The sequence below is a fragment of the Halosolutus amylolyticus genome (assembly GCF_023566055.1).
Taxonomy (GTDB): Archaea; Halobacteriota; Halobacteria; order Halobacteriales; family Natrialbaceae; genus Halosolutus; species Halosolutus amylolyticus.
Window position 1 is genome coordinate 692,194 of record NZ_JALIQP010000001.1, and the last position, 24,420, is coordinate 716,613.

Below are 24,420 nucleotides of genomic sequence, written 5' to 3' on the forward strand. Positions count from 1 at the left end.
TGGTCTGACTGGTATCCCGGCCGATCCGCTGGTCTGACTGCTGTACAGATCGATCGTTCCGCTACCCAGTCGCGGGTTGCGTACTCCGGGCCCCCCTTTACCCGCGTCGGTCCCGAGTATCCGGCCATGAGTGGACGGAACGAGGACGCGGCCTACACCGAACTGACGCCCGACTCGTGGCACCAGAACGACGAGGGAACGTACTACATCGACTGCCCGGAGTGTGGCTCCGCGGCCACGCTGATGAACGTCGTCAAACACGGCCGCTGTAACGCCTACCTCGATCAGCAGGCGGACGAAACAGAACTCGACGAGGCGGCGATGGACTGCACGGCGAAACTCTGGTTCGAACTCGGGTACGTCTCCGATCCGGACCCCGGAGCGACGTCGTCGGACGCCGAACAGTCCGCAGAGAGCGTCACGACGGGCGAGGGCGTCCCCGCCGAGGGGTCGCCATCGGGCACCGACGGCACGGTGAGCGAGGAACAGCAGTAGTCCGGGCACCGTCGACTCCCCACGTGCCTCCGCTTCTCAATCGACCCGCTTCGCTGGCACGCCGGCGACGATCGCTCCGGCCTCGACGTCCGACCTGACGACCGATCCCGCACCGACGGTCGCGTCTTCGCCGATCGTGATGTCGCCGAGCAGCGTCGCGTTCGCGCCGATCCGGACGCCGTCCTCGATCGTGGGGTGGCGCTTGACCGGTTCGTTCGCGTCGCCGCCGAGCGTGACGCCGTGGTACATGTGGACGTCGTCGCCGATCTCGGCCGTCTCGCCGATCACGACGCCCATCCCGTGATCGATCGTCACGCGCCGACCGATCGACGCGGCGGGGTGGATCTCGACGCCGGTGAGCCAGCGGACGACGTGGGAAAGCAGTCGCGCGGCGAGTCGGTAGTCGTGGTTCCAGAGTCGATGGATCCCGCGGTGGCTCCAGACGGCGTGGAGGCCAGGGTACGACAGCAGCACCTCGAGCCACCCCTTCGCGGCGGGGTCCCGTTCGAGCATCGCCGCAATATCCTCGCGAAGCCGCCCGATCATCGGTGATCGTGGCTCTCCGCCGGTGCTCGATCGGTCCGCGCAACTGCGATCGACCGCCGATCCAGCGTCGGCGGGCAACAGCCGGCCACTGCGCGGCGGGAGCGATTCGTATCGGTGCACGCGGGATGGCCGGGTCGTCCCATAGCCGACAGTATCAGTTCGGATACCATAAAAGGGGCCGCCTACTCCCCGCGGGCGAGTCGGCTCCCGATCCGATCGGGCAGGCCAGCCTCGGCGACGGCCGCCTGGACGGCGTCGACGTCGTACTCGACGCGGTGCGTCTCGACGGTCAGGCCGTCGAGGTCGACGACGGCGTAGGCCGCCCGCGGATCGCCGTCGCGCGGCTGGCCGACGCTCCCGGGATTGACCACGATCCCGTCGGCGTACCGTTCGACGTGCTGGACGTGGGTGTGGCCGAGCACGAGGACGTCCTCGTCGCCGAGCAAGCGGGCCGAGAACTCGTGCGGTCGGGTGTAGCGCATGTACCGATCGGGATCGTCGGGGTGGCCGTGGACGACTTTGAGCCGCCCACCGTACTCGCGACGCTCGACGGGCAGGTCGGCGAGCCACGCGCGCTGGTCGTCCGAGAGTTGCTCCCGTGCGTGTTCGACCCCCGCCTGGGCCATCCGGTTGAAGCGGAACGCGGACCCCTCGATGGCGGCGTCGTGGTTTCCCATCACCGTCGGCACCGCCCGATCGCGGAGTTCGTCGACGCAGTCGGCAGGCCAGGGGTTGTAGCCGACGACGTCGCCCGCACAGACGAGTCCGCCCACCGGCGGCATGTCGTCGAGGACGGTCTCGAGGGCGACCCGGTTCCCGTGAACGTCGGAGATGAGCCCGATCTGCATACGCGCAGGTAACAGGTGCCAGCGGTATGTAGGTTGGGCGGCGATCGCTCTCCCGCTGCGTCCCGGAGTTACCGAGTCTGCAACTCCGACTCCACGTTTATGTTCCCCCCGTGCGCACGGTCACCTGCATGTCGGATATCACCATCACGACGACGGACGGCCTCGACGGACGGGAGGTCACCGAATACCTCGGCGTCGTCTCCGGCGAAGCGGTCATGGGCGCGAACGTCGTCAGCGACATCGCGGCTGGCATTCGCGACGTCGTCGGCGGACGAAGCGGTTCGTACGAGAAGAAAATCGAGACGGGACGCCAGGAAGCGATCGACGACATCCGCGCGGAGGCCCGCGAACTCGGGGCCGACGCCGTCGTCGGCGCCTCGTTCGACTACGAGGAGATGGCCGAGGGGATGCTCTGGGTCAACCTCTCGGGCACCGCGGTGAAGACGCGGCGGGAGTAACCGCACCGCGGTCGAGACCGGATGCCCGTCGGCGATCAGTCGCCGTTCTCGATCGCCGTCTCGAAGCCGTCGTCGGTCCGCGCGACGCCGGCGGCACAGACCGCGTGCTCGAACTCGTGAGCGTAGGCCTCGCTGGCGGCCTCGGAGGCACTCTCTGCCCCGAATTCGATCGCCTCGGGCGCGTTCGTTTCGTAGGTCGCCACGAGCGTCGGTTCGTCGACGGTCTCGACCAGTAGCGCGTCCTTGCGAACGGTGCCGATCAACGCCTCGCCGTCGGCACCGATCGTCGCCGCGATCCGCGGCGTGTCGTAGTCGTCCTTCTCGTAGTCGAGCGCCAGCAGGCTCTCCGCGAGCGCGTCCCGGGCCGGATAGCCCAGCTCGAGTTTCTCCGCGATCGGATCGACGTGCGAGCCGTTGCCGAAGGCGGCCGTCTCGCCCGTCGGGGTGTCGACGACGCGCAGGCAGTTGTAGGAGACGTAGGGATTGTCCGTCTCCGGGGCGTCCGCGGTGGGACCGACGGTGAGCGCCTCCTCGCGGGCGGTGATTTTTCGGTTCGGGAACGATCGCGACGACACCCGGTAGGCGCCGACGTCGGGACCGACGACGACGAAGCGTCCAACGTACATACTCGGGGGTGCGCGGGAGAGGGGAAAAGGGATGTCGGTTCGCCGCGGGCCGCGATCGATCCCAGCAGAGGCGCCGCGACTTTATATACGATACCGCGGCGAACGGGGGTGTGACCACCGAAGCGGACTGTCTCGATGCGTTACGGGAGGCGGCCGATCGGCTCGGCGAGTCGCCCACGAAAGCACAGTACGAGGAACTCGGATTGCAGCCAGCGTCCGCGACGATAATCAGGACGATGGGAGGATGGAACGATGCGAAAGAACGGGCAGGGCTGGAAACCTCGTATTCGAGAGGGTCCAGAGTTGGACCGAAACCGGACGATGTCGAACTGCCTGCGGAAACCTCGTGGGACGACCTTTCTGTCGACCAGCGGTGGCACTATCGAAACGCCGAATGGAACGCGAAGCGGTCTCTACGCCGTCGTTCCCGGCTTCGTTCGTGGCTCAACGATCGGAAGCGTGAACGTGGATGCTCACGGTGTGGCATCGATACTGCCGCATGTCTCGACTTTCATCACGCTGATGGAGAAAGCAAAAAGATGGCAGTCGGACGAATGGTTACGTTCGGCTACGGGAAAGACGCACTTCGCGACGAGATTGCAAAATGTGACGTTCTGTGTGCCAATTGCCACCGGATGGTGCACTACACACCACCGAAAGAAGAGCGCAGGCAGTGGGTTCACGATCGCAAACGTGACGCTGGATGCGATCGATGTGATAAGTCAAATCCCGCCTATCTGGATTATCATCACGTGGGTGATGAAAAAGAAGCGACTGTCGCGGAGTTGACTGCGAATGGCCGATCGAAAGAGCGTATCCGTACCGAAATTGAACGGTGTCTCGTTCTCTGTGCGAACTGCCACCGAAAAGAGCACTACGACCTGTCATCCCCGTGAAGAGGGATCTGTACTTCGTGTCTCTCCTGGCTGTCTGATCGTTCCGACTCCTCGGTCCAGTTCGTAACACTCTAATATGGACACCCACTACAGACTGGTACGTCGTCGGTAATCGAGACCGGCGAAACATGTCAAGTCCATTAGGGTAGCGGCCAATCCTCCGAGCTTCTGGGGCTCGGGACGCTGGTTCGAATCCAGCATGGACTACTCCTCAGCTTCTTTCGTCTGGAACATCTTCTCAGTCTCGGCCATCGATCTCCAGTCGAAACGAAGGGGTTTCCGACTGATCGGTCCCGCACCAGAAACCATATTTTCCCATCGATACTACCGATCACGTATGAATCGACGGACGTTCCTGGCGATCGGCGGGGCGGCGACACTCGGCGGCGTCGCTGGCTGTCTCGGGAGCGACGACAGCGACCCCGACGGCTACGGCCCGGAACCGGAGACGGTCCCCGAAGAGCGATCGATCGACACCGGGAGCTACCAGACGCAGACGTTCGAGGGGGTCACGGTTCCGCTCGCGCCGATCGACGACGTCTTCTACTGGTACCAGCGACAGGAGGCAAGGATCGCCGATGCGCGCGGGTCGGACCAGTACGAGCAGGCCCACATCGTCGGGGCGCCGCTGAGTCCTGCACCAGACGGCGAGGGGGGCGATTCGCTCGACGACTGGGACACGGACGACCGGATCGTCACCTACTGTGGCTGTCCGCATCACCTCTCGGGGTTGCGCGCCGCGTGGTTGATCGACGAGGGTTACGAAGAGGTGTACGCGCTCGACGAGGGATTCGGCGCGTGGATCGACCGCGGCTATCCGCTCGCGGGGTCGGCGGTCTCGGCGGAGCGGGAGACGTACGAGATTCAGGGCTGGTCCGACCCCGCCTACGCCGGCGAGATGGTCATGTTAGAGCAGGTCGACGCGGATCGGCTCGAGGCGGCACCGATCGCCGACGACGGCTCGTACACCCTTCAGCTTCACTACGGCGGGTCCACCGACTCCCGGTTCCGGGTCGAAGCGCCCGATTACACCGTCGAGGGGACGCTCGCGGCCCTCACGAGCGACGTCGTCACGGGCTAATCCCCGTCGAGTCGGTCACGTCCGAGTCGCTACAGTTCGGCCGACTCGTAGGCCCCGTTTTGCTCGAGTTCGCCGCGCTTCCGGAGTACGTCCGGCGTTCGGCAGATTCCCGGCGCGCCGGTCACCTGCGGCACCGTGCAGTTGTTACAGTTCTCACAGAGCACCCGCGTCGCCCCGTTGTCCGTGTCGAGTAATCGCGCTCCCAGTCGGGGCTCGGCGTAGAACGGCCGGGCCATCCCGACTGCGTCGCAGACAGGTGCCGAGCCGTTCCCGCCGCCCGCACCAGCCTCGTCCGTCACGCCGTCGCCGAGCAGTCGATCGATCTGCCCTCGTTCGCGAATCCCGCCTTCGGCGAGGACCGGGATCGACACCCGCTCGTACACCCGGCGACAGAAGTCCGCGTTCCACGCGGGGTCGAAGTCGTACTGGAGCGACTGCACGCGATTTCCGAGGGCGACGAGTCGTTTCCGGGCCGGCCCGCCGAACGCCGCGTCGTACCCCTCCTGGAGCGCCTCGTTCGCCCAGGCCCGATCGGGGTACTCGCCGCGGACGATGCTCATGTCCCAGGCGACCGACGTCTGCACGGGGACCACCGCGTCGTAGCCGATCCGCTCGAGTCGCCGGGCGATCTCGACGCCGTCGTCGAGCGAGAGCTTGCGGCGGACGATCGGTGCGGGCGGCGCGGGCGTCTCCGCGGGCACCTTCGTTATCAGGGGGACGTCGCCGGCCCGATCGCGGATCTCGTCGTGGACGAGCGCGAGAAACTCGAGTCGGGCCTCGGGCGAGCCGCCGAACTCGTCGCCGCGACGGTTGTAGAACGGCGACAGGAACTGCTGGACGATGCCCATGTTCGCCCCCGCGAGGTGGATCCCGTCGTAACCCGCGTCGACGGCGCGGCCGGCCGCCCGGCCGAAATCCGCGGCGAGGTCGTACACCTCGTTCGTCGAGAGGACGTGGGGATCGTACGAGAGGAAGCCGAGCCGATCGAGGGCCCGTAACTGCCACGGCGGTCGCGACACCGCGAGTTGTTCGAGGTCCGGATGCTCCCGGCGGTACTCGGCGTGCCACGTCTCCATGCTCCGGAGGCCGCCGTGTTCGAGCTGGACGAAGATCCGGCTCCCGTGGTCGTGGATCCGATCGGTCAGCCGCGACAGTCGCGAGACGAAGTCGGGGTCGTGGATGCGGGTCATCCCCGGTGCGGCACACCCGCCCTCGCCGCGGACGATCGTCGCGCCCTGACAGATGAGGCCGACGCCCGATTCCGCGGCGGGTTCGAGGTCGTCAATCAGGGTATCGACGGCGTCGGGGCCGTTGCCCGCACACTCGAGCAACGGCGCGCGGTAGAGTCGGTTGGGAACCGTCAGCCCGCCGATTTCGATCGGATCCTCGAGGCTGGCCATGGCCGGGCTTCGACGGGTGCGTACAAGAGCGTGGTGGCGATCGCGCGCCGGGAAGTCTCCTTTCGGACTGTTTCTGATCGTCCAGTAAGGGCCTAATAGAAGTATTTATATGATTGGTATATGATGTGAATGGTGATGTCTGGAGATTCAACTGTCAGTGATCGATCGGCGTTCGAACGAGGATCGCTCGGCATCCAGATCATGCTAGCGATCGTCACGCTCGGGTTCTACACGCTCTACTGGACGTACAGCACCGCCCGACAACTGGACGACGGGACGGACGCGAGTCTGACACCGATCCTGGCGTTCGTTCCGCTCCTGAACGTCATCGCGCTCTGGCAGATCTCCGACGCCGCCGAGGCCGTCACCGACCAGAGCAAGATCGTCCTGTTCGTCCTGTTTCTCTTCGTGCCGCCGCTGTCCTGGTACTGGGTCCAGTCCGGGATGAACGACGTCACGGCGAACTGATACGGATCGTTGTAACGAATCACAATAGACCGTATGAAACCACCGTCGGCGAACGAACTCCGACGAGCCGTCGCCGGAGTCAGGGCGGCAACACGACCGCGCGGCCCTCGATCTCGTTGTGTTCGAGCCGTTCCGCGACCGTGTTGATCTCGTCGAGATCGTGTCGTTCGGTGTGCAACTCGACCGCGCCGCGATCGACGAGCGAGACGAGTTCCTGGAGTTCGGCGTACTTGCCGACCAGGGTCCCTCTGAAGGCGAACTCGCCGTTGACCAGCGCCTGACTGGGTTCGTGGATGTGGCCGCCGTAGCCGACGATGTGGTGGTCGCCGCCGGCGGCGACGATCTCGGGTGCCAGTGCGGTCGTCTCGTCCCGGCCGACGAAGTCGACGACCTGCTGGGCCCCCGCGTCGTCGGTCAGGTCCGCGACGACGTCGGCGAGGTCCTCCTCGGCGGAGTTGACCGTGTGGCGAGCGCCCAACTCGTCGGCGAGTTCGAGCGCCTCGTCCTTGATGTCGACGGCGACGATGTCCGCGGCGCTCATCGCGTCGAGACACTGGATGCCGATGTGGCCCAGGCCGCCGACGCCGATGACGACGCTGGTGTCGCCGGGGTTCAGTTCGTCGACCGCCTTCTTCACGGCGTGGTAGGCCGTGATCCCCGCGTCCGCGTGGGGCGCGATCTCCGTCGGGTCGACACCGTCGGGGAGCGGGATCACCGCTCGCTCGTTCGTCCGGAGGTACTCGGCGAAGCCGCCGTCGGTCGTGAGGCCGTTGAACGCGCTGTTCTCGCAGTACATGTCCTCGCCGAGGCGGCAGGGCCGACAGATGCCACAGGTCTGGACGGGGTGACAGATCACCGGATCGCCCTCCTCGACGAGCGTTACTTCGTCGCCCGTTTCGGCGACGATGCCGGCGTTCTCGTGGCCGAGCGTCATCGGCAGGTCCTGGGGCGCGTACTCCTCCCACATCCCCTCGATGATGTGGTTGTCCGTCTGGCACCAGCCCGCGCCCTCGACCTCGACGAGGACGCCGTCCGATCGATCGATCTCCGGGCGATCGACGTCGTCGATCGACAGTGCCTCGCTCATGTCGTCGGTGTACTCGTGGAGTCTGGCTGCTTGCATAGTGGCACCGGATGACACACCGTACTACGATAAAAATCCCCGCGGCGAACCCGGCGCTCGCTGACGGCGATCGACGGTTCGACGGAACCGTCGCACGGAACGTAGCTGACCCCTGTTATTGATGTGTGCGTCGGTGGTGATCGTGGAACATGGTACCGGGGATACGCCGGGCAGTCTCCGAAATCCGCGAGAACTACGACTCAATCGACTGGTGGCGCAATCGCGTCTTCGTGCCGTACGTGGTCGGCACGCTGACCCGACTCCACCCCGCGTATCCGGGCTACGACGAGGCGGTCCGGGTCATGGACGAGGACTGGGACACGCTCGTCGTGCTCGATGCCTGCCGCGCCGATTTCTTCGAAACGGTCGCCGACGTCGAGATGTTCGACGAGTACAGGCGCGTCGTGAGCCTCGGGAGCCATTCCAGCGAGTGGATGCGGCGAAACTTCGGAGAGCGGGAGTTCGGAGATACGGTGTACGTCTCGGCGAATCCGCACACGGCGCTCGTCGCCGGCGATTGCTTTCACGAAGTCGTCGAACTCTGGGAGAGGGAGTTCGACGACGAGGCCGGCGTCGTCCTCCCCGAAACCGTCGTCGACGCCGCGATCGCGGCGAACGAGGAGTACCCGCACAAACGACTCATCGTTCACTTCATGCAACCGCACGGTCCCTTCGTCGGAAGCGACGTCGATGACCCCTCCGAGAACGAAGCCGCGCACTGGCGAGCGTACACCGAGAATCTCGAATACGGGCTCTCGTACGCCCTCGATCTCTCACGGACGCTCCCCGGCCGATCGGTGATTACGGCGGACCACGGTCGGCTGTACTCGACCGGGCTCAAGCGATCGCTCGGCCTCTATGCACACAAGGCCCGGCTCCGGTTTCCGGAACTGGTCGTCGTCCCCTGGGCGGCGATCGACGGGGAGCGGCGAACGATCAGCACGGGCGAGACGTCGGAGGCGACCGGAGTCCGGGTCGAAGAGCGGTTGCGTCAGCTGGGGTACCGGTGATCGACTCGGACTGGGGGGTCTCTCGACGCATCGTCTCGTTCCCGTCCGAAGGCCGGTCGGTACCTCGAACCAACCGATTCAGTCATCCTCGAATATAGTCTCCCCGAAACGTAAAAAAGAAAATGATCCCTGGTACCGTGTATCACGGTACGATGTACCAACACGACGGTGAGGACGTGTTCGTCATCGACGCGCACGTCCACCTGTGGGATGCCAGGGAGGACAACATCGTCCACGAGGGTGGCGAGGAGTTCATCCAGTGCTTCTACGACTACCACACGACGTTCACGCCGGAGGAGCGCCAGTGGGATATGTCGGAGTATCGTCACTACGGGGCCGATCGGATGGTCGAGGACCTGTTCGGCAACGCCGCCGCCGACATGGGAATCTTCCAGCCGACGTACCTGACCGACTTCTACGACGAGGGGTTCAACACGACCCACCAGAACGCCGAACTGGCGACCGAGTACCCCGAACGGTTCGTCCTCAACGGGACGTTCGACCCCCGGGACGGCGACGACGGGATCGAGTATCTCGAAGAACTTCACGAGACGTACGACATTCCGGGCGTCAAACTCTACACTGCCGAGTGGCGCGGCGACTCGAAGGGGTGGCGACTCGACGACGAGGAGGCGTTCCGGTTCTTGGAGAAGTGCCAGGAACTCGGTATCGAGAACATACACCCGCACAAGGGGCCGACGATTCGGCCGCTCAATCGCGACGCCTTCGACGTGAAAGACGTCGACGACGCTGCGTCGTCGTTCCCCGAACTGAATTTCGTCGTCGAACACGTCGGCCTCCCCCGACTCGACGACTTCTGCTGGATCGCCGCCCAGGAGCCGAACGTTTACGGCGGACTCGCAGTCGCCGCCCCGTTCGCCCAGAACCGCCCCGGCAAGTTCTCCGAGATCCTCTCGGAACTGCTCTGGTGGCTCGGCGAGGACCGTGTGCTGTTCGGCTCGGATTACGCGATCTGGAACCCCGACTGGCTCGTCGAGGAGGTCATGGAGGCCGAACTCACCCCGGAACACCGCGCGGAGTACGGCGTCGAGTGGGATCTCGAGACGAAACGGAAAGTGATGGGCGAGAACGCCGCCGAACTGTACGATATCGACATCGAGGAGAAACGCCGGACGTTCCAGGACGACGAGATCAGCCAGCAGTTCGATCTCGGTGACCACTACGCGAGCGAAGAACCGGCGGCGGCCGACGACTGATGTCGACACCCGAACCGACCGACGGTGCGGGCTCCGAGGGCCCCGATCGGGCCGCCGTCCGCGATCGACTCGATCGCGTCACGGATCCCGAACTCGACCGGTCGATCGTCGAACTCGAGTACGTCGACGCGATCGAGGTCGACGGCGACCGCGTCACCGTCCGGTTCACCTTGCCGACGGCGTGGTGTTCGCCCGCCTTCGCGTGGATGATGGCGATCGACGCCCGCGACGAGGTCGAAACCCTGCCGAACGTCGCGGACGCGCGGATCGTCCTGCGAGAGCACATGCACGAGCGCGAGATCACTCGCGGCGTCAACCAGCGGCTTTCCTTCGCGGAGGCCTTCCCGGACGCCGACGGCGACGTCGCCGCTGTCCGGGTGGAACTCGACCGGAAGGCTCGCATCGCACGCCAGTACGACGCGATCGAGGCGTTGCTCGAGGCCGGACTCGGTCCCGGGACGATCGTCGACCTCACCGTCGCGGATCTCGACCGACCGGCCGATCGTGCCGCCGTCTCCGCGGCCGACGACGACGCCGAGAGGATCCCGATTGCCGTTCAGGGCGAGGCAGTCGTCGTCCCGGTTCCGGCGGTCCCGCTCGATCGCTACCTCGAGAAGGCACGGACGACGGGCGTCGTCTCGGACTCCGACGACGTCCTGTTCCGGACGCCCGAGGGGGATCCGATCGACGCCGGGTCGTTCGACCTCGTCCACCGGCGCGGACGGCTCGCGAAAGTCAACATGTCGAGCCAGGGCGGGATCTGCGACGGATTGCGCGAGGCCAGGGAACGGCGGTTCGAGGAGGCCGGAGACGACTGAGCCGATCGGTCGCTCGACCGCGTTTCGGGCCGCCTACTTTTGGACCTCGAGCAGCGCGACTCGCTCCCGGACTAGCGCCCCGAGCGAGGCGTCGGTCGCCGATCGCTCGGCGTCGGTGATCGAGAAGAAGGTGTGGATCGTCTCCCGATCGACGGCGTCGAGCGTGGGCTCGATTCCGACGACTGCGTCGAGGTCCCCCAGTGTCTCGATCGTCGCCGCCTCGGCGTCGGCCGCCGCCGTTTCCTCGGTCTCGTTTTTGTCCTCGTTCTCGCCCGTGCCGTCCACGAGTATCACCGCCGGTCCCCCTCCCTCGTCGACCCCCATCTCGAGGGCGCGATCGATCTGGCGGCGGCCGGCGGCGTACAGCAGGATCTCGACCGCCCGATCGCGGGCGACGTTCTCGCCGCGTTCGATCGCCCGATCGGCAAGTTCGACGGCCCGTTCGAGGTGGGCGCGATCGGCGACGTACCGCGCGTCGAACGCCTGGACCGTCGTCCCGTGGCGATCGCCGATCGCGCCGAGGTCGGCGACGAACGAATCGAGGTCGTCGATCGCGAGTCTGCATTCCAGCAGGTCCATCAGAAATCACCCAGGCTAGACTGGCTCTCGTCCGCGTCGTCGCTCGCTTCCTGTGCCGGGTCGGCGCGACCGGTGCCCTCGCCGCCGTCGGTCCGGTCGTCGTTCGAGCCACCGCTCCTCGTGCCGGCCGTCGGCGTGGCTGGTTCGACCCCGTCCATCGAAGGGTCCTCGCGGCCGGCGTTCTCGAGGATGGTCTCGGCCGTCTTCTCGCCTTTCAGCGCGCCGAGGACGACGCCCTTGTCGGCGGTTCGCAGATCGGCGGGCTCCTCGATCCCGCGCTCATAGAGCCGGCGGGCGCGTTTGCGGCCGACGCCGCCGACCGAGACGAGTTCGAGCAGTTCGTCGCCGACGCCGTGTTCGACGCGGGCGCGCGCCTCGCGGACGGCGACGGTCCACTCGCTACCGATCTCGTTCGCCAGCGACTCGGCCGCGCCGAGCAGCCACTCCGCGGTGTCGACTTTCCCGCGGAGGTCGCCAGGCCCGATCTTGTACCGCTCCGTGATCGTGTCTTCGTCGTCCTCTTCCGCCCAGTCCTCGAGCAGTTTCCCCGTCTTGAGGGCCGACAGCCAGTCCTCGAAGCGCTCGTCCTCGAACTCGCTCGGCGGGTCGCCCAGCAGTTCGGCCTCTCGCTCGTAGAACAGTTCGCCGTACTGCTCGTCCTCGCCCGATCGGAGGTAGAGTTCGTACATGTCGGGCGTGCGCGAGACGAGTTGGTAGAGTCCGAGCGCGGTCGGTCGATCGTCGGCCGACTCCAGCCCGTGGACGATCTCGGCGGCGCTCATCGGATCGAGGTAGAGCCGGGAGACGGTGTGGCCGAGGCTGGTGGCTTCGAGGTCGACCTCCTCGTCCTGACCGGCCATCTCGGCCGCGGAGGTGAAGCCGTCGGCGGCCGCCTGCTCCCCCGCGTTGCCGCCGTCGCGCTCGATGAAGTCGTTTCGCTCGAGGTAGCTGAGGACGTCGTCCGCCACCCGCTCGAGTCGACCTGGTTCCGTCGATTGACTCGCGTACAGGGTCTCTTCGAGAAAGTCCAGTAGGCCCCCGCGGGTCCGGGCGAAGCCGGAGGCGATCGTCGCGAGCACGTGCGTTCGCAGGGCGGGTTCGGCGGCGAGTTTCGATCGCACGGGTTCGGGATCGGCCCAGACGTAGCGATCGAACAGTTCCTCGCTCTCGTCGTGGCTCTTGGCGAGCAGGACGGCCTCGCCGTAGGGGTCGAGCCCGGGGCGTCCCGCCCGGCCCATCATCTGGTGGACCTCGAGGACGTCGAGCGGGGCCATCCCGCCCGCGGTGGGGTTGAAGCGCCGCCAGTCGCGGACGACGACCCGGCGTGCGGGGGTGTTCACCCCGGCCGCGAGCGTCGGCGTGGCCGAGATCACCTTCAGGAGCCGATCGCGGAAGGCGTCCTCGACGAGCGATCGGTGTTCGCTCGCCAGGCCCGCGTGGTGGAACGCCGACCCCCGTTCGACGCACTCCGCGAGTTCCTCGCTGGTCTCCGTGTCACTGACGTCCCGGATCTCCGCGGCGAGATCGGCCAGCTTCGACCGCTCGTCGTCGGTCAGTTCGTGGGTCGCGACCCCCCCGAGACGACGGCCAGCGGCCTCCGCGTTCCGCCGGGAGTTGACGAACACGAGCGAGGAGCCACCCTCCTGGAGGATGTCGCGGACGAGTGCGGCCTCCTGCTTTTCCGAGCCTTCGACGGGCACCTCCCGCGTCGAGCCGTCGTCGAAGTTGAGGGCGTTGCCGTAGTGGACCCCCATCCGGAGATCGATCGGCCGCCAGTCGGTATCGACGAGCGCGGCGTCGAGCCAGTCGGCGATCTCGTCGGCGTTGCCGACCGTCGCCGAGAGCGCGACGACCTGCAACGCGGGATTCAGTTGCCGGAGTTTGGCGAGGGTGACCTCGAGCGTCGGGCCGCGGTTGGCGTCGTCGATGAGGTGAACCTCGTCGCTGACGACGCAGGTGAGATCGGCGAGCCAGTCGGCCCCGTTGCGCACGAGCGAGTCGACCTTCTCGCTGGTCGCCACGATGATGTCCTTCGTCGCGAGCCACTCGTCCGTGCTCTCGTAGTTGCCCGTCGTGACGCCGACCGTCACGCCGAACCCCTCGTAGGCCTCGAACTCGGCCTTTTTCTCGCTGGCGAGCGCTCGCAGGGGGACGATGTAGAGCGCTTTCCCGCCCCGTTCGACGGCCGACAGCATCGAGAGCGCGGCGATCATGGTCTTCCCGCTGGCGGTGGGGACGGCGGCGACGAGGTTCTCGCCCTCGGTCGCACCGGCTTCGACCGCCTCTGCCTGTGGCGGGTAGAGCTCCTCGATCCCCTCGCGCTCGAAGTGCTCGATCGCGCCGGGCGGGAGCCCCGACAGCTCCTCGACGTTCATTACCCGGGATTGGCGCGTCCCGCGGTTTAAACTGTCGTCTTGACGGGAAGCAATCGTCGACAGATCGATGAGGGTGGCGAGCGAAGCCCGCCCATGATCGACCCCGATCGAGTCCTCGTTCCCACGTTCGGTCGCCCCGGCGAGGACGATGCCCTCGCGTACGCCCTCGAGACGTTTTCCGAGGCCGACGTGACTCTGCTCGCCGTCGTTACGCCGCTGGACGCGCCGCTCAGCGAGGGCGGCGTGCTCGAGCGAAGCGACGAGCGAACCGCGGCGGCGCGCGATCGCGCCACCCGACTCCGATCGGCGGTCGACGAGGGGGCGCGCGATCGGGTCCGGATCGAAACCGTCGAAGGGCGACCCGGAAGGGTCGTCCCCCAGTACGCGACCGAGGAAGACGTCGACCACGTCGTTCTGTCCGGCCACGACGACGGTTCGATGGGCTTCGCGCGGCGGTTCCTCGGTCGCAGGATCGCGACCACGGTCGTCGAGCGAACGCCGCGGCCGGTAACCGTCCTCGAGTGACGGCCGACACTTCGTCTGCCCTACCGGGACCCGATCGCCGACGTCAGCCGCCGATCGCGATCGCGAGCACCCGGTAGAGGCCGTAGCCGACGACGATCGAACTCCCGAGCGTCAGCAGCCAGAACGTGACCGTGAACCCGATCTTGCGCCGGGAGACGCCGGCCGATCCCGCGGCCAGCCCGCCGCCGATGACCCCCGAGAGGATGATGTTGTTGAGCGAGATCGGGATCCCGAGCGCGATCGCCAGCTGCGCGATGACGAAGCCCGGCACGAGCGCCGCGATCGATCGGCGCAGGCCAAGCTGGGCGTACTCCCGGGAGGTCGCCTGCAGGAGTCGCGGCGCGCCCATCCACGCGCCGGCGAGGATGCCCGTGGCCCCGATCGCGAGCAGGGTGATTCCGGGGAGGCCGAGTTCGATCCGGAACAGGTTCTCGAGCGGGCCGGTCGCGAGCCCGACCTGCGAGCCGCCCGACGAGAAGGCGACGATGCCGCCGAGGGCGAGCAGGAACGTCCGGATCCCGCCCTCCACCGAGGCGAGGACGCGTCTGCGGATCCAGGCGAACGCGAGCGCGCCGACGCCGATCGTCACGAGGACCGTCCCGACGTCGATCCCGGCGGCCAGTTCCGGGCCGCCGCCGATCTGGCGGGAGACGAACCGCGCGAGCGTCCCCTGGTCGGCGTCGGGATCCGGGATCACGCCGAGCCTGACGTTCGCCACGATCGCGCCGACGATGCCTGCGAGAAGCGGGACGCCGATCGCCTCGGGGACGTCGTCGCGGCGCAGGGTGACCGCGGTCGCGTACGCCAGGCCGCCGGACATGAACGGAACGAGCAGCCAGAAGGTGCCGAGTCGCCGGTAGGTCGCCATCGCCGGGTCGCCGCCGAGCGAAAGCCCGACGCCCACCATCGCGCCCGTGGTCGCGAACGCCGCCGGAATCGGGTATCGCGTGTAGATACCGATCGCCATGAACGTCGCCGCGGTCAGCAGACCGGCGGTGGCCGCGAGCGGGGTGATCGCGACGCCGTCGATGAGATCCGCGCCGATGGTCTCGGAGATACTCCCGCCCTGCAAGAGCGCCCCCGCCGCCGCGAGCAGGCCGATCACGAACGCCGCCCGCATCGTCGAGATGGCGTTCGCCCCGATCGCCGGCGCGAACGGCGGCGAGTTGCTGTTTGCACCCAGCACCCATGCCATGAACAGACAGGTCAGAATTGCGGTCCCGACGAGCACGGCGAACGACAGTGCGACCATCTCGTCCTCCGACGTTCGGCCACGCGACGTAAAAGACTACCTCCGCTCTCGGCTACGCTTCCGGTTTGGAGTCCCGTTTGTCGAGGACCGCCCGGTAGTACGCGCCGTCGTCCCGGTGGACCGATCGCACCTCCCACGGCGTCCCGATCGTCGCCTCCGCGAGTCGATCGGGGGAACAGAGGAGGAAGTGAAGCGTGGGGCCGATTTCGCGGTCGGAACTTCCGTCGCCGTCCGTAGCCTCCCGTTCGAACTCGAAGTGGAAACACCGGTGGGCGATCCCCGGCCGGGGATCCGGTCGGTAGCCGAAGAAGTCGTCGTCCAGCCGCGTCGGGTCGTAGTTGTCGACGACGGCTAGCGCTCCACCGTCGGTGACGCGGGCGAACTCGGCGAGCAGATCGCTGATTCCCGCCAGCGACCCGCCGAGACCGAGTTGCGTTCCGACGCAGAGGACCGCCCCGAACCGGTCCCGATCGAACGCGAGGTCGAACATGTCCATCTCCAGGGGATTCTCGACGCCGCGTTCGCTCGCGGCCGCGACGGCGCCCGGACTCGCGTCGATCGCCGTTACGTCGACGTCGCGCTCTTGCCACCACAGTGCGTGCTGGCCGGCGCCACAGCCAATGTCGAGAGTCGGCTCCCTGTCGGCCAGCCGCGACAGCAGAGCGACCCAGTCGTCGTCCCACTCTTTTGGGGGTTCGAAGTAGAACTCCTCGACGCGGCCGTCCTGTGTGTCCGCCCCGTCGCGGTAGCGCAGGCGTCCGGGCGCTCCCCGCTGGAACGCCAGCATGGCTCGTCCGAGCGGATCGGCGGTCTCGCGCGATTCGATCGGTCGCTGACGGTCGACTGTCATAGCCGGATCGACGCCGCGATCGATAATAAAATCACGATGACATATGGTTCCGTGTAACGTATAGCACGATTGGCGAGGCGGGGGCGCGGCGACGAACACGGCTGGAGACGCGGCTCTCACGTGGTCCCGTCACTGCTTTACCGTCGTCACCCGAACCTCCGCCCATGAAAGTCGAATTCGACGAGGACACCTGCATCGGGATGTTCCAGTGCGTCGCAGAGTGGGACGCCTTCCAGAAGGACAAGTCGCGCGGGAAAGCGGTCCTCGAGGACAGTGAGGAGGTCGAGGACGGGGTCTTCGTCCGCGAGGTGCCCGAGGACGCCGAACTCGACGCGAAGTTCGCCGCCCGATCGTGTCCCGTCGACGCGATCAGGATCTACGACGACGACGGCGAGCAGTTGATCCCGTAACAGCCGTACACCGGGGTCGGTCGACGGCGGCAGTGACGGACCGTCGACGGGGCGGTTCGGTTCGCCGGCGGACATCACAATTGTCATCAGGAACTGTCGCCTATCCAGCCGGTATGGAGATCTTTTTCAGCGGCTCCATCAGGGGTGGCCGGTCGGACGTCGACATCTACGCGGCCCTCATCGATCTCCTCGAGCGACACGGCGAGGTACTCACCGAACACGTCGAGGCCGAAGAGACGGCCCAGGGGCTCTCCGATGCCGACATTCACGAGCAGGACGTCGCCTGGCTCCGGCAGGCCGACGTCGTCGTGGCCGAGGTGACGACGCCCAGTCTCGGCGTCGGCTACGAACTCGGGCGAGCGGTCCAGTGGGAGAAACCGGTGCTCTGTCTCTACCGGCCCGACGGGGACCACGACCTCTCCGCCATGATCCGGGGCAACGACGCGGTGACCGTCGAGGAGTACCGCGACCCCGCGACCCTCGAACCCGTCCTCGCGTCGTTCGTCGACGAACACCGATAACGGCGGGACCGGACGCTCGTCAGCGTCCCAGCGCCGCGTCCACCAGTTTCGATTCGACCGCTCGGAGCAACGTCGACGCCGCGCTCTCCGATCAGCCCGGTTCGCCCGCGTCGATCCGCAGGGGCGATTCCGATCGCTCGCGCCCGAGGCGGACGGCGAAAAAACCGGGTGGCGTGGGCGACTACGAAATCTTGTCGTACTGCTCCGAGAGCTTCTCGGCGGCCTCGCCGAGCTGGTTGCGCTCGAACTCGGTCAGGTCCCACTCGACGATCTCCTCGACGCCGTTCGAACCCAGCTTCACCGGGACGCCGAAGGCGGTGTCCTCGTGGCCGTACTCGCCCTCGAGTGCGACGCTGCCGGGCAGGACTTCGCCCGTGTCCCGGAGGATGGCCTCGACCATGTGCCCGACGCCGGTCGCCGGCCCCCACTCGGTCGCGCCCTTCTTCTCGATGACGTTCATCGCGGAGGTCTGGAGTTCCGAGAGGAGTTCCTCCTTCTCGTCCTCGTCAAACGAGAGGTCCTGCCCGTCGACGCGCACCTTGGAGAAGACGGGGACCTGGGCGTCGCCGTGTTCGCCGAGGATCGTCGCGTCGACGTTCTGGACCGGCGCGTCGAAGCGCTGGGAGATGACGTAGCGGAACCTGGCGGAGTCGAGTCGGCCGCCGAACCCGATCACCTTCTCGCGGGCCCGATCGCCCGTCTCGTAGAGGTGGCGGTTCAGCAGGTCGACCGGGTTCGACGTGGTGACGGTGATGAAGTCGTCGTTGTGCTCGGCGAGCGAGGAGCCGATGTCCTCCATGATGGGCGCGTTGTCGCCCGCGAGGTCGATCCGCGTCTGGCCGGGCTGGCGCGGGATGCCGGCCGTGATGACGACCACGTCCGAGCCGGCGGTGTCCTCGTAGCCGCCCTGTCGGATCGTCGTGTTCGAGTCGTAGGCTACCCCGTGGTTGGTGTCGGCAGCCTGGCCGATCGTGTCGTCTTCCTTGTCCGGAATGTCGACGAACACGAGTTCGTCTGCCACGTCCCGAAGCGCGATGTTGTAGCCTGCGGCGGCCCCGACCGTGCCGGCCGCGCCGACCACGCTAACTTTCGTCATACCACGTAAAAATGGACCTCCATCCGCGTTAAATCCGTCGGATTCTCCCACGCGAACCCGAACGTGACGATATATGATACGTCGATCGTCGAACCTGGCGCGCCCGATCGGCGTTCCAGAACGCCTTTCGTTACCGTTCGACTGACGATTCGTATGCATCGGAACGATCGCGCGATCGCCCGATTCGCCATGCTCGGGCACGCGACGTTCCACTGGTACGAACTCACGATCCCGCTCTTCGTGGTGGTCTGGCTGGACGCGTTCGACGTCTCGCCGGCCGTCCTGGGAACGGTGGTCGCGGTGGGGTACGCGCTCGTCGGCGTCGGTGCGCTCCCGAGCGGCGCGCTCGCGGACGCGTACGGGTCGCGACGGCTCGTCCTCCTCTCGATGGCCGGGATGAGTGGCGGGTTCGTGCTCGTCGGTCTCGCCCCGACGGTCCCGGTTCTGGGACTCGCGCTGGTGGTCTGGGGGGCCGCGGCGAGCCTCTACCACCCGGCAGGACTCTCGCTCATCACCCGCGGTTCGGAACGACAGGGAACCGTCCTCGCGTACCACGGCGTCGCGGGCAACGTCGGGACCGCGATCGGGCCCCTCGTTGCGGCGCTCCTGCTCACGGTCTTCGACTGGCGACTCGTCGCCGGTCTGTTCGTCCTCCCGACCGTCGTCGGCATCCTCGTCGCCGCCCGACTCGATTTCGACGAACGGGCGGCAGTCGATCCCGGGAGCGAATCTGTGCGGCCGGACGCCGGCGATCGACTTTCCAGGGTTGTCGCCCGGACCCGACTGCTGTTCGTCGGCGGCTTCCTCGTCGTGTTCGCCATCGCGATCCTCGCGGGCACGTACTACCGTGGCCTGTTCACGTTCCTGCCGGACGTCCTCGCCGGACTCCCGGTCTTCGAACCCGTCGAGGTCGCGGGCGAGACGTTCGAACCGAGCCAATACGTCTACGCGGGGCTGTTACTGATCGGGGCTGCCGGCCAGTTCGTCGGGGGTACGGTGAGCGACAGGCGATCGCCGGAGCGAGCGATCGTCGTCGCGTTCGCCGCGTTGCTGGCCGTCACGGCTCTGTTCCCGTTCGTCACGTCGGCCGGACTGGTCGCGACGATCGCCGTCTGTGCGGCGCTCGGCTTCGTCGTCTTCGCGGAGGTGCCGATCCACCAGGCGCTCATCGGCGAGTACGTTCCGGCGGAGATCCAGGGGCTCTCCTTCGGCTACACCTACCTCGGCGTCTTCGGAATCGGTGCCGCGGGGGCCTCGATCGCCGGGATCGCCCTCACCTACGGCGGCCCGACCCTGCTGTTCGCCGCACTCGCGACGCTCCCCGCAACCGCGCTCGTCCTCGCGGGCGTCCTCCTCACCCGATCGTAGGGCGGGCTCGTGGCGCGGGATCGAACGCGTCTTTGCGCTCGCCGTCTCGCGCTCCCGTATGCGCGTCAGCGTCATCGGCGGCGGCACGATCACGGACGAGGAGACCGACGTCGCGGCGGCAGTCGGCCGCGAACTCGGGTCCCGGGGCCACACGGTCGTCTGCGGCGGCCGCGGCGGGACGATGGAAGCGGTCTGTCGCGGCGCCAAAGCCGCGGGCGGGTCGACGATCGGAATTCTCCCGAGCGATCGCCCGGACGAGGCGAACGACTACGTCGACACGGCCATCGCGACCGGTCTCGGCCACGCTCGCAACGCGCTCGTCCCGCTGAACGGCGACGCGGTCATCGCGCTCGCCGGAGGTCACGGGACGCTCACCGAAATCGGCTTCGCGGGCATCTACGATCGACCGATCGTCGGGCTGGGAACCCACGACGTACCCGGCGTCGAGACAGTCGAGACGCCCGCGGCGGCCGTCGACGCGGTGGAGGACGCGGTCCGTAGCTGAGACCGACGGGGCCGACGACGATCGGCGCGAACCGGCAGGACCTTTTCCTGCCGCGACCTGCCGCCGATATGACCGATCGCGACGAGGGCTCGTACACGATCCGCGAGGAACTCCCCGACCCGGAGACGTTCGCCGCGCTCCGCGAGGCGGCCGGGATGACGTCCCGATCGATCGAGGGAATCGAACGGGGCCTCCCGAACTCGCTCTACGGCGTGATCGCGGTCCACGACCCGACCGGCGAGGTGGTCGGCATGGGCCGGATCGTCGGCGACGACGGTACCGTCTATCAGATTTCGGATATGGCCGTCCGTCCGGATCACCAGCGGCAGGGACTCGGGAGCCGGATCATGGACCACCTCGAATCGTACGTCGAGGAGACGGCTCCGCCGGGCGCGTACGTCAACCTCGTGGCCGACGTCGACGGCTTCTACGAGCGATTCGGCTTCGAGGAGACCCGGCCCGCCTCGAAGGGGATGTATCGCCGAGTGGAGTGCGACGACGGGGCCGATCGGTAGCCGGCCTGTGCCGATCGGGCCGGCGTCGACCCCCGATCGGTGCGGTGACGACCCGTAGCCAGGGGCGGGGCAACCCTCGATCGATCGGGACTCCATACTTCGCAGGTTTTTCGACACTCCAGCGTCTCTAGACGCACATGAGCGACTTCGACAAGGAAGCCGAGCGCGAGAAACTTCGCGAGAAGTACGAGCGCGACAAGGCCGAACGGGAGGCTACCCAGCGGATGAGCGATCTCTTGCTCAAGGGGGCCACGATGACGAACACCCACTGTGGCACCTGTGGTGACCCGCTTTTCCAGCAGGACGGCACGACGTTCTGTCCGAGCTGTCACGGCAACCCCGACGCCGTCGAGGGGACGGACCTCGAGGCCCAGCCGGCCGAGGAGTCCGCCGGCGGCGACGCGACCGACGAGGCTGACGCCGCCGAATCCGGCGACGAGACCGCTACAGCGATCGATCGCGGCGACGGCGAACCCGGCGACTCGGCCTCCGAAACCGCTGGCGACGGCCGACCTGAATCGGCCCGGGACGGAACGTCACCGGCCGGGGAAGCGACGCGGGGGTTCGATTCGAACGCGACGGCCATCGACGAACCGGGCGACGGCGAGGAGACGACGTCCCGATCGCCGGCGGAGACGGGCCGCGAGGCCCGGACGCCGTCGCGGCGCGATTCGTCCGGGCGTGAGTCGTCGGCCCGATCGGCCCGCGAGGGGACCGCACCGTCGCGTCGATCGTCCCCGGCGCGGGAGTCGCCCGCGGGCGATCTCGACGCCGCCCACGCCTCGCTCGTCGCCGCCCTCGAGAAGTTCGCCGCCGAGGCGGCCGAGGCGGACGATCCGCGCTACGCGAGGGAGTGTCTCGAGGCCGCGCGCGAGGCGAGCGAGACGCTCGACGTGCTTCGGTGACGGCCCGCTGACGATCGCCGGACACGGGGCTCAGCCCGTGTACTCGCTCCCGATCACTTCGCGAATCCGCTCGGCGGTCACCTGCCCGACGCCTTCGGCCTCCTGCAGTTCGTCCTCGGTCGCGATCATCATCGCCTCGACGGTGCCGAACTCCTCCAGCAGCGATCGCGCCGTGACGGGGCCGATCTCGGCGATCGAGGAGACGACGTACTCCTGCTGTTCGGCCAGCGTCTTGGACTGCTTCTCGCCGTGGACCGAGACCTCGCGATCCGCGGTTTCCTGTTCGCGGCCGGCGATCACGGCGAGCAGTTCCATCGTCTCCGACTCGTCCTCGGTTCGCAGGACGCTCGCGCCGAAGTCGACCGCGAGACTCGAGAGCGCGCCCCGGACGGCGTTGGGGTGGACGTCCCGCTGTTCGTACAGGCCGTCGCCCTCGACGACCACGATCGGGCGCGAGTAGTGACGAGCCATCGCGCCGACCTGCTCGAAGACCGATCGATCCCCGCCGACCAGCGAGTCCACGAAGTCGGCCACGGACTTGCGTTCGACGACGACGCGGTCCGAGCAGACGTAGTCGCCCACCTCGAGCGTCTCGAGGCGCACCTCACACTCCTCCCGTCGAGAGAGGTCGCGGGCGATGTTGGCGTCCATCTCCCGCTGGTCGGCGACGATCTCGATCGCGTCACCCTCGGCGTGCGGTTCGTGGGTTTCGACGTCGTCGTCGGCCGATCCGTCTTCGGAACCGGTACCCGATTCCGAGTGAGTATCTCCGAATTCTTGCAGGCCGGGCTGGCCTGAAACCCCTCCGCTTCCGGTGGAACCCCCGCTCCCGTCCCCCGGTTCGGGGCTCTCGCCGTCCACTTTCGCTCCGGTGTCGAACGCCGCGAGTGACTGCTGGGCCGCGTCGAGTTCGTCCTCGATCTCGTCGGCCATCCCCTTCAACTCGCGGAGTTCAGCCTCCATCTCCTTCTCGCGGCGGCGAGAGATCCAGAAGTAGGCCTCGTCGCGGGTGTCTTCGGCCATGAGGACGACGACACGGCCCTCGGACTGGCGGCCCGTTCGCCCCTTGCGCTGGATCGATCGGATCGCGGTCGGGACGGGTTCGTAGAAGAGCACGAGGTCGACCTCGGGCACGTCCAGACCCTCCTCGGCGACCGAGGTGGAGACGAGCACCTCGAACTCGCCCGCCCGGAACTCGTCTAACACCTCCTTCTGCTGGGTCTGGGTCATCCCGTCGGAGCCCTCGCGATCGCCCTGGCCGACGAACCGCTTCGCGTCGAAACTCTCCGAGAGGAAGTCCGTCAGCGCCTCCGCGGTGTCCCTGGATTCGGTGAAGACGATCACGCGTTCGCCGTCGTCGAGCCCCAGCGTCTCGGCGAGCAGCATTCTGGTCTTCCGGTACTTCGGGTGCAACTCGTCGAAGCGCTCGGCCTTGCGCATGGCCTCCCGGACGCGGGGATCCGAGACCATCCGCTGGCTCGCCTTCGACGCGCCCGACGATCGGGCCTGGTTGCGCTGGCGATCGAAGTACCGCCGGAGTGCCTCGACGCTCTGGGTCTCGACGAGCGTGACGGCCTGCCGGAGTTTCATCACCTCGGCGTGGACGGACATCCCCTCGAACCCCTCCGACTGGTCGTTGTTGATCAACTGCTGGAGTTCGGCGCGCATCCGGTTGAGGTCCTTCTGGGACTGGTCGGGCTGGGTCGAGTCCGCGACGCCCAGTTCCTTCAGCTTCTCGAGGCGGTCTTTGATGACCTCGTTCAACGCGTCCCGGATCTCGAGCACCTCGTCGGGGAGGTCGATCCGCTCCCACTCGACGTCGGTATCGTGGGTGAACTCGGCGACGTCGGCGTCGTCCTCGGTCATCACCTCGATCTCCTGGATACCGAGATTCTCGCAGACGTCGAGGATGGCCTCCTCGTCGCCGCCGGGGGAGGCCGACATTCCCGTCACGAGCGGGTCGCTGGCGTCGGCGTGGTAGCGCTCGGCGATGTAGTTGTACGCGTAGTCGCCGGTCGCGCGGTGACACTCGTCGAACGTGCAGTGGGTGACGTCGGAAAGCGAGATCCGACTCCCGACGAGGTCGTTCTCGATCACCTGCGGCGTGGCCATCACGATCGTCGACTCCGCCCACAGCGCGGCCCGGTCCTCGGGACTGACGTCGCCGGTGAAGACGACGATCTCGTCGTCCGGAATCTGCAGGGCCTCCCGGTAGAACTCCGCGTGCTGCTGGACGAGGGGCTTCGTCGGCGCGAGCATCAGCGACTTCCCGCCGACTTCGTCGAGTCGGCGGGCCGTCACGAGCAGGCTCACGGTCGTCTTTCCGAGCCCGGTCGGGAGACAGACGAGCGTGTGGTGGTTCGCGGCCGTCCCGGCGAGTTGCAACTGGTAGAGTCGGCGCTCCAGGAAGTCGGGTGCGAGCAACGGGTGCTCGATCGTCGGCTGACTCCCGTTCTCGTCCGTCGCTGCCATTGGCGATCGTTCATCGTCGCCGCGAATAAGGGTTCCCGTACCGCGGTGAAAGTGATATCGC

The 24,420-nt window shown here is 67.2% G+C and carries 26 protein-coding genes and 1 tRNA gene; 16 read left to right on the top strand and 11 right to left on the bottom strand.

Features of this window, described 5'->3' with window-relative positions:
- Positions 1 to 126: 126 nt before the first annotated feature.
- Positions 127 to 495, top strand: coding sequence for a hypothetical protein (locus MUN73_RS03245; RefSeq protein ID WP_250139015.1), 369 nt, complete (start codon positions 127 to 129; stop codon positions 493 to 495).
- A 36-nt stretch (positions 496 to 531) separates the two neighbouring features.
- Here MUN73_RS03245 and cysE read toward each other — a convergent pair whose 3' ends face one another.
- Together cysE and MUN73_RS03255 are read right to left on the bottom strand one after the other, a co-directional pair.
- Positions 532 to 1,041, bottom strand: coding sequence for a serine O-acetyltransferase (cysE, locus tag MUN73_RS03250; protein WP_250139016.1), 510 nt, complete (start codon positions 1,039 to 1,041; stop codon positions 532 to 534).
- Between the two features lie 182 nt (positions 1,042 to 1,223).
- Entirely contained in the window at positions 1,224 to 1,889 is a 666-nt protein-coding gene (locus tag MUN73_RS03255; RefSeq protein ID WP_250139017.1) for a metallophosphoesterase family protein, read from the bottom strand.
- A gap of 128 nt (positions 1,890 to 2,017) precedes the next feature.
- On the opposite strand from MUN73_RS03255, the gene MUN73_RS03260 reads away from it, so the two are divergent.
- A complete protein-coding gene (locus tag MUN73_RS03260; RefSeq protein WP_250139018.1) occupies positions 2,018 to 2,347 on the top strand; it encodes a YbjQ family protein in 330 nt (109 codons plus the stop codon).
- Positions 2,348 to 2,382: 35 nt separating this feature from the next.
- On the opposite strand, the gene MUN73_RS03265 is transcribed toward MUN73_RS03260, so the two are convergent.
- Positions 2,383 to 2,973: an IMP cyclohydrolase gene (locus MUN73_RS03265; protein WP_250139019.1), complete on the bottom strand. Its 591-nt coding sequence runs from the start codon at positions 2,971 to 2,973 to the stop codon at positions 2,383 to 2,385.
- Between the two features lie 110 nt (positions 2,974 to 3,083).
- Here MUN73_RS03265 and MUN73_RS03270 point away from each other — a divergent pair, with 110 nt between their 5' ends.
- The 3 genes from MUN73_RS03270 (at position 3,084) to MUN73_RS03280 (ending at position 4,950) form a co-directional block, all read left to right on the top strand.
- Positions 3,084 to 3,869 (top strand): homing endonuclease associated repeat-containing protein, encoded by a 786-nt coding sequence (locus tag MUN73_RS03270; protein WP_250139020.1) that lies wholly within the window; start codon positions 3,084 to 3,086, stop codon positions 3,867 to 3,869.
- 134 nt (positions 3,870 to 4,003) lie between these two features.
- Positions 4,004 to 4,076 (top strand) — tRNA-Gln (locus MUN73_RS03275).
- Between the two features lie 130 nt (positions 4,077 to 4,206).
- The gene (locus MUN73_RS03280; protein ID WP_250139021.1) at positions 4,207 to 4,950 is read left to right on the top strand and encodes a rhodanese-like domain-containing protein; all 744 of its coding nucleotides are present in this window, start codon (positions 4,207 to 4,209) and stop codon (positions 4,948 to 4,950) included.
- Positions 4,951 to 4,979: 29 nt separating this feature from the next.
- On the opposite strand, the gene MUN73_RS03285 is transcribed toward MUN73_RS03280, so the two are convergent.
- A complete protein-coding gene (locus MUN73_RS03285; RefSeq protein ID WP_250139022.1) occupies positions 4,980 to 6,350 on the bottom strand; it encodes an oxidoreductase in 1,371 nt (456 codons plus the stop codon).
- A 135-nt stretch (positions 6,351 to 6,485) separates the two neighbouring features.
- Between MUN73_RS03285 and MUN73_RS03290 the strand changes: the two genes are divergently transcribed.
- Entirely contained in the window at positions 6,486 to 6,818 is a 333-nt protein-coding gene (locus MUN73_RS03290; RefSeq protein WP_250139023.1) for a DUF4234 domain-containing protein, read from the top strand.
- Between the two features lie 79 nt (positions 6,819 to 6,897).
- Here the strand turns inward: MUN73_RS03290 and MUN73_RS03295 are convergent, their stop codons facing one another.
- Entirely contained in the window at positions 6,898 to 7,941 is a 1,044-nt protein-coding gene (locus tag MUN73_RS03295; RefSeq protein ID WP_250139024.1) for an NAD(P)-dependent alcohol dehydrogenase, read from the bottom strand.
- Positions 7,942 to 8,090: 149 nt separating this feature from the next.
- On the opposite strand from MUN73_RS03295, the gene MUN73_RS03300 reads away from it, so the two are divergent.
- The 3 genes from MUN73_RS03300 to MUN73_RS03310 all read left to right on the top strand — a co-directional run bounded on the left by MUN73_RS03300 (position 8,091) and on the right by MUN73_RS03310 (position 10,986).
- A complete protein-coding gene (locus MUN73_RS03300) occupies positions 8,091 to 8,951 on the top strand; it encodes a hypothetical protein (protein WP_250139025.1) in 861 nt (286 codons plus the stop codon).
- Between the two features lie 152 nt (positions 8,952 to 9,103).
- Positions 9,104 to 10,168 carry an amidohydrolase family protein gene (locus MUN73_RS03305; RefSeq protein WP_250139026.1) on the top strand — a complete coding sequence of 355 codons (1,065 nt, stop codon included), beginning with the start codon at positions 9,104 to 9,106 and terminating at the stop codon, positions 10,166 to 10,168.
- Positions 10,168 to 10,986 carry an iron-sulfur cluster assembly protein gene (locus MUN73_RS03310; protein WP_250139027.1) on the top strand — a complete coding sequence of 273 codons (819 nt, stop codon included), beginning with the start codon at positions 10,168 to 10,170 and terminating at the stop codon, positions 10,984 to 10,986. The genes MUN73_RS03305 and MUN73_RS03310 overlap by 1 nt, the downstream gene beginning before the upstream one ends.
- Positions 10,987 to 11,019: 33 nt before the next feature.
- Here MUN73_RS03310 and cgi121 read toward each other — a convergent pair whose 3' ends face one another.
- Both cgi121 and MUN73_RS03320 read right to left on the bottom strand, forming a co-directional pair.
- Positions 11,020 to 11,565, bottom strand: a complete 546-nt coding sequence (gene cgi121 / locus MUN73_RS03315; RefSeq protein ID WP_250139028.1) for a KEOPS complex subunit Cgi121 — start codon at positions 11,563 to 11,565, stop codon at positions 11,020 to 11,022.
- Entirely contained in the window at positions 11,565 to 13,940 is a 2,376-nt protein-coding gene (locus MUN73_RS03320; RefSeq protein WP_250139029.1) for an ATP-dependent DNA helicase, read from the bottom strand. Before MUN73_RS03320 ends, cgi121 begins: the two co-directional genes overlap by 1 nt.
- Before the next feature lie 93 nt (positions 13,941 to 14,033).
- Between MUN73_RS03320 and MUN73_RS03325 the strand changes: the two genes are divergently transcribed.
- Positions 14,034 to 14,465 (top strand): universal stress protein, encoded by a 432-nt coding sequence (locus MUN73_RS03325; protein WP_250139030.1) that lies wholly within the window; start codon positions 14,034 to 14,036, stop codon positions 14,463 to 14,465.
- Between the two features lie 43 nt (positions 14,466 to 14,508).
- On the opposite strand, the gene MUN73_RS03330 is transcribed toward MUN73_RS03325, so the two are convergent.
- Positions 14,509 to 15,717, bottom strand: a complete 1,209-nt coding sequence (locus tag MUN73_RS03330; RefSeq protein ID WP_250139031.1) for an inorganic phosphate transporter — start codon at positions 15,715 to 15,717, stop codon at positions 14,509 to 14,511.
- Between the two features lie 52 nt (positions 15,718 to 15,769).
- Positions 15,770 to 16,567 (bottom strand): class I SAM-dependent methyltransferase, encoded by a 798-nt coding sequence (locus MUN73_RS03335; RefSeq protein ID WP_250139032.1) that lies wholly within the window; start codon positions 16,565 to 16,567, stop codon positions 15,770 to 15,772.
- Between the two features lie 164 nt (positions 16,568 to 16,731).
- On the opposite strand from MUN73_RS03335, the gene MUN73_RS03340 reads away from it, so the two are divergent.
- The gene (locus tag MUN73_RS03340; RefSeq protein ID WP_250139033.1) at positions 16,732 to 16,977 is read left to right on the top strand and encodes a ferredoxin; all 246 of its coding nucleotides are present in this window, start codon (positions 16,732 to 16,734) and stop codon (positions 16,975 to 16,977) included.
- 113 nt (positions 16,978 to 17,090) lie between these two features.
- Complete coding sequence (locus MUN73_RS03345) at positions 17,091 to 17,498, top strand: nucleoside 2-deoxyribosyltransferase (protein WP_250139034.1); 408 nt, start codon at positions 17,091 to 17,093, stop codon at positions 17,496 to 17,498.
- A 181-nt stretch (positions 17,499 to 17,679) separates the two neighbouring features.
- On the opposite strand, the gene mdh is transcribed toward MUN73_RS03345, so the two are convergent.
- Positions 17,680 to 18,594, bottom strand: a complete 915-nt coding sequence (gene mdh / locus MUN73_RS03350; protein ID WP_250139035.1) for a malate dehydrogenase — start codon at positions 18,592 to 18,594, stop codon at positions 17,680 to 17,682.
- Between the two features lie 153 nt (positions 18,595 to 18,747).
- Here mdh and MUN73_RS03355 point away from each other — a divergent pair, with 153 nt between their 5' ends.
- The 4 genes from MUN73_RS03355 (at position 18,748) to MUN73_RS03370 (ending at position 21,887) form a co-directional block, all read left to right on the top strand.
- Positions 18,748 to 19,962 carry an MFS transporter gene (locus MUN73_RS03355; RefSeq protein ID WP_250139036.1) on the top strand — a complete coding sequence of 405 codons (1,215 nt, stop codon included), beginning with the start codon at positions 18,748 to 18,750 and terminating at the stop codon, positions 19,960 to 19,962.
- Between the two features lie 58 nt (positions 19,963 to 20,020).
- The gene (locus MUN73_RS03360) at positions 20,021 to 20,467 is read left to right on the top strand and encodes a TIGR00725 family protein (protein ID WP_250139037.1); all 447 of its coding nucleotides are present in this window, start codon (positions 20,021 to 20,023) and stop codon (positions 20,465 to 20,467) included.
- Positions 20,468 to 20,535: 68 nt separating this feature from the next.
- On the top strand, positions 20,536 to 20,982 hold the full coding sequence (locus tag MUN73_RS03365; protein WP_250139038.1) for a GNAT family N-acetyltransferase: 447 nt from the start codon (positions 20,536 to 20,538) through the stop codon (positions 20,980 to 20,982).
- Between the two features lie 137 nt (positions 20,983 to 21,119).
- On the top strand, positions 21,120 to 21,887 hold the full coding sequence (locus MUN73_RS03370; RefSeq protein ID WP_250139039.1) for an Sjogren's syndrome/scleroderma autoantigen 1 family protein: 768 nt from the start codon (positions 21,120 to 21,122) through the stop codon (positions 21,885 to 21,887).
- Positions 21,888 to 21,917: 30 nt separating this feature from the next.
- Here the strand turns inward: MUN73_RS03370 and MUN73_RS03375 are convergent, their stop codons facing one another.
- A complete protein-coding gene (locus MUN73_RS03375; protein ID WP_250139040.1) occupies positions 21,918 to 24,359 on the bottom strand; it encodes a DEAD/DEAH box helicase in 2,442 nt (813 codons plus the stop codon).
- Positions 24,360 to 24,420: the final 61 nt, after the last annotated feature.